Here is a 4,352-nt window from a genome sequence, read left to right on the forward strand (position 1 = left end):
CGGCGGGACAGGTCGATGCCGAGCTCCTCTGCGGCCCGGAAGAGATCCTCTTCCGCGTCGCGCATCTCGACGGCCGTGCCGTCGGAGGAGAGCACTTCGACGTTGAGACACAGTGACTGCATCTCCTTGACCAGCACCTTGAACGACTCCGGGATGCCGGGCTCCGGAACGTTCTCGCCCTTGACGATGGCCTCGTAGACCTTCACACGGCCGAGGATGTCGTCGGACTTGATCGTCAGGAGCTCCTGCAGGGCGTAGGCGGCACCGTAGGCCTCGAGGGCCCACACCTCCATCTCACCGAAGCGCTGGCCACCGAACTGGGCCTTACCGCCGAGCGGCTGCTGGGTGATCATCGAGTACGGACCGGTCGAACGGGCGTGGATCTTGTCGTCGACCAGGTGGTGCAGCTTCAGCATGTACATGTAGCCGACCGAGATCGGGTCGGGGAACTGCTCACCGGAACGTCCGTCGAACAGCACGGCCTTGCCGTCGGAACCGACCAGGCGGTTGCCGTCGCGGTTCGGCAGCGTAGACGCCAGCAGACCGGTGATCTCGTCCTCGCGAGCACCGTCGAAGACGGGCGTGGCGATGTTGGAGTCGGCCGGCGCCTTCAGGGCACCGATCTTCTTCAGTCGCTTCTGCCAGTCCTCGGTCTGACCCTCGACCTGCCAGCCGTTCTTCGCGACCCAACCGAGGTGGGTCTCGAGGACCTGGCCGACGTTCATGCGGCCGGGGACGCCGAGCGGGTTCAGGACGATGTCGACGGGCGTGCCGTCCTCGAGGAACGGCATGTCCTCGACCGGCAGGATCTTGGAGATGACGCCCTTGTTGCCGTGGCGGCCCGCGAGCTTGTCACCGTCGCTGATCTTGCGCTTCTGCGCGACGTAGACCCGCACGAGGTGGTTGACGCCGGGGCTGAGCTCGTCGCCCTCCTCGGCGTTGAACACACGAACGCCGATGACGGTTCCGGACTCGCCGTGGGGCACCTTGAGCGAGGTGTCGCGCACTTCGCGCGCCTTCTCGCCGAAGATCGCCCGGAGCAGGCGCTCCTCGGGCGTCAGCTCGGTCTCGCCCTTGGGCGTGACCTTGCCGACGAGGACGTCGCCGTTGTTGACCTCGGCGCCGATGCGGATGATGCCGCGCTCGTCGAGATCGGCGAGCATCTCCTCGGAGACGTTCGGGATGTCGCGGGTAATCTCCTCCGGGCCCAGCTTGGTGTCGCGGGCGTCGACCTCGTGCTCCTCGATGTGAATCGAGGTGAGGAGGTCGTCCTGGACGACGCGCTGGGACAGGATGATCGCGTCCTCGTAGTTGTGTCCCTGCCAGGGCATGAACGCCACGAGTAGGTTCGTGCCGAGGGCCATCTCGCCATCGTCGGTGCACGGACCGTCGGCCAGCGGCGCGCCGACCTCGACCCGGGCTCCCTCGACGACCAGCGGACGCTGGTTCGTGCAGGTGCCCTGGTTCGAGCGACGGAACTTGGCGAGACGGTACGTGGTGTACGTGCCCTCGTCCTCCATGATCTCGATCGAGTCGGCCGAGACCTCCTTGACGACACCGGCCTTCTTGGCCACGGTGACGTCGCCGGCGTCGACGGCGGCACGGAACTCCATGCCGGTGCCGATCAACGGAGCGTTGTTACGGACGAGCGGCACGGCCTGACGCTGCATGTTCGAGCCCATGAGCGCGCGGTTGGCGTCGTCGTGCTCGAGGAACGGGATGAGCGCCGTGGCCACCGACACCATCTGGCGCGGCGAGACGTCCATGTAGTCGACCTCGCCGGCCGGCCGGAGCTCAGCCTCACCGCCGCGCTGGCGCACCAGCACGGCGTCGTCGACGAACTTGCCGGTGTCGGTGAGCGGCGAGTTGGCCTGCGCGATGATGTAGCGGTCCTCGTCGGTGGCCGTGAGGTAGTCGACCTGGTCGCTGACCTTGCCCTTGGCGACCTTGCGGTACGGCGTCTCGACGAATCCGAACGAGTTGATGCGCCCGTACGACGCGAGCGAGCCGATGAGGCCGATGTTCGGGCCTTCCGGCGTCTCGATCGGGCACATGCGTCCGTAGTGCGACGGGTGGACGTCGCGGACCTCGTAGCCGGCGCGCTCACGCGACAGACCACCCGGGCCGAGGGCCGACAGACGACGCTTGTGCGTCAGGCCCGCGAGCGGGTTGTTCTGGTCCATGAACTGGCTCAGCTGCGACGTGCCGAAGAACTCCTTCAGCGCCGCGACCACCGGGCGGATGTTGATGAGCGTCTGCGGCGTGATGGCCTCGACGTCCTGGGTGGTCATCCGCTCGCGCACGACACGCTCCATGCGGGCCAGGCCGGTGCGGAGCTGGTTCTGGATCAGCTCGCCGACCGTGCGCATGCGCCGGTTGCCGAAGTGATCGATGTCGTCGGCCTCGACGATCGTGCCGCCGGCGGGTGCGGCGACCTCAGTCTCGCCGGCGTGCAGCGCCACCACGTACTTGATGGTCGCGACGATGTCGTCGATGGTCAGCGTCTGCTGGTCGAACGACTCTTCGACGCCGAGCTTCTTGTTGATCTTGTAGCGGCCGACCTTGGCGAGGTCGTAGCGCTTGGAGTTGAAGTAGTAGTTGTCGAGCAGCGTCTGCGCGGCCTCGCGCGACGGCGGCTCACCCGGACGCAGCTTGCGGTAGATGTCGAGCAAGGCCTCGTCCTGGCCGGCGACGTTGTCCTTCTCGAGGGTGAGACGGATCGACTCGTACTGGCCGAACTCCTCGAGGATCTCGGCCTCGCTCCAGCCGAGCGCCTTGAGCAGAACGGTGACGCTCTGCTTGCGCTTCCGGTCGAGACGGACGCCCACGAGGTCGCGCTTGTCGACCTCGAACTCCAGCCACGCACCGCGCGAAGGGATGACCTTCGCGGTGTAGATGTCCTTGTCGGACGTCTTGTCGGGCGTGCGCTCGAAGTAGACGCCGGGCGAACGGACGAGCTGGCTGACGACGACACGCTCGGTACCGTTGATGATGAAGGTGCCCTTGTCGGTCATGAGCGGGAACTCGCCCATGAAGACCGTCTGGGACTTGATCTCGCCGGTCTCGTTGTTCATGAACTCGGCGGTGACGAACAGCGGCGCGGCGTACGTGACGTCGCGGTCCTTGCAGTCCTCGACCGAGTACTTCGGAGGCTCGAAGCGGTGGTCGCGGAACGACAGGCTCATCGTCTCGGAGAAGTCCTCGATCGGGGAGATCTCCTCGAAGATCTCCTCCAGACCGGACTTGGAGGAGACGTCCGAACGTCCGCCGGCCAGCGCCTCCTCGACTCCAGCCTTCCAGGAGTCGGAGCCGATCAGCCAGTCAAAGCTGTTTGTCTGGAGTGCAAGAAGCTCCGGAACCTCCATGGGTTCGGCGATCTTGGCGAAGGAAATGCGACGGGGTGCGTTCGATGCTGCATTCTGGGCAGGTGCAGTGGTGCGCGAGGCGGCCAAGAGGGATCCTTCCAAGGGCTCGCAAGAATGGCTCGGTATGAACTTCTGCGCACGCCACGGGACCCCAGTCAAGGGCACTGAAGCAGGTGAGCGAGCGCGAACCTCCAGTCTAACCCTCCGTACCGAACGAATGCAACCCGGGTGCTTGACAAACTCGCTCCCGTAGGGGACGCTTTTCGGCTTTGTCTGCAATCCCGGGCCAACCCCACGCTCGCGAGAGACTTCTTACCCGGTCGCGAGAGGCCTATTTCCCTCGGCGTCGGCAAAGTTCTCTCTCGCGACCGGGTAAGAAGTCTCTCGCGAGCGGTCAAAGGGCTTTGATGTCGTCGACGAGCCAGGTGCCGTCGCGGTTGACCATCTCTAGCTCGACCCGGTTGCCGAAGACGGTGGGCTTGTCCGACCCGTCCGCCAGACGGGCCTGGTCGACGAAGACGAGAATCCTCGCCTTGTCCTCGCTGCAGGTGTTGCCGCACTCGAGCGCGGCCGCGTCGCGTGTGGACGCCTTGACCTGGATCTTGCGCTGCGGGGCCAGATCGTTGAGGGCAGGAGAGATGGTCTTGAACTTCTCCGCGAAGGACGGTGTCATCGTGTCCTGGGCATCCTCGACGTACTCGTCGAGCTTGTCGTACTGGTAGGTGAAGATCGTCTCGGCGGACGACGCCGCCGTGTCGGCGGCCTCCTCGTGAGTCGTGACGACGTCAGTTCGCATGTCCTTCCATCCCTGGTAGCCGAACCACGCACCGAACAGCAGCGCAGCCACGGCCAGGGCGGTCAGCGCGCCGAAGCGCCCGGACCGACGGAACACCGACATGTCGAAGCGTCGACGGAACACCGACAAATCGAAGCGGCGACGTGCCTTCGGGGTCTCCGGCGCAGGCGAAGGTGGCGGCGGAGCGGCCG

General features: G+C 65.7%; 2 protein-coding genes. Both read right to left on the reverse strand.

Going from position 1 to position 4,352, the window contains the following annotated elements:
* The coding region (rpoB, locus tag ACRDPN_RS09170) for a DNA-directed RNA polymerase subunit beta (RefSeq protein ID WP_431447141.1) at positions 1-3,452 on the reverse strand (3,452 nt) is incomplete at its 3' end.
* Positions 3,453-3,759: 307 nt separating this feature from the next.
* Positions 3,760-4,352, reverse strand: a 593-nt coding sequence (locus ACRDPN_RS09175) for a hypothetical protein (RefSeq protein ID WP_431447142.1), incomplete at its 5' end; no start/stop codon positions are given.

Origin of the sequence: Aeromicrobium sp. (assembly GCF_050700635.1) — a bacterium.
Lineage (GTDB): Bacteria > Actinomycetota > Actinomycetes > Propionibacteriales > Nocardioidaceae > Aeromicrobium.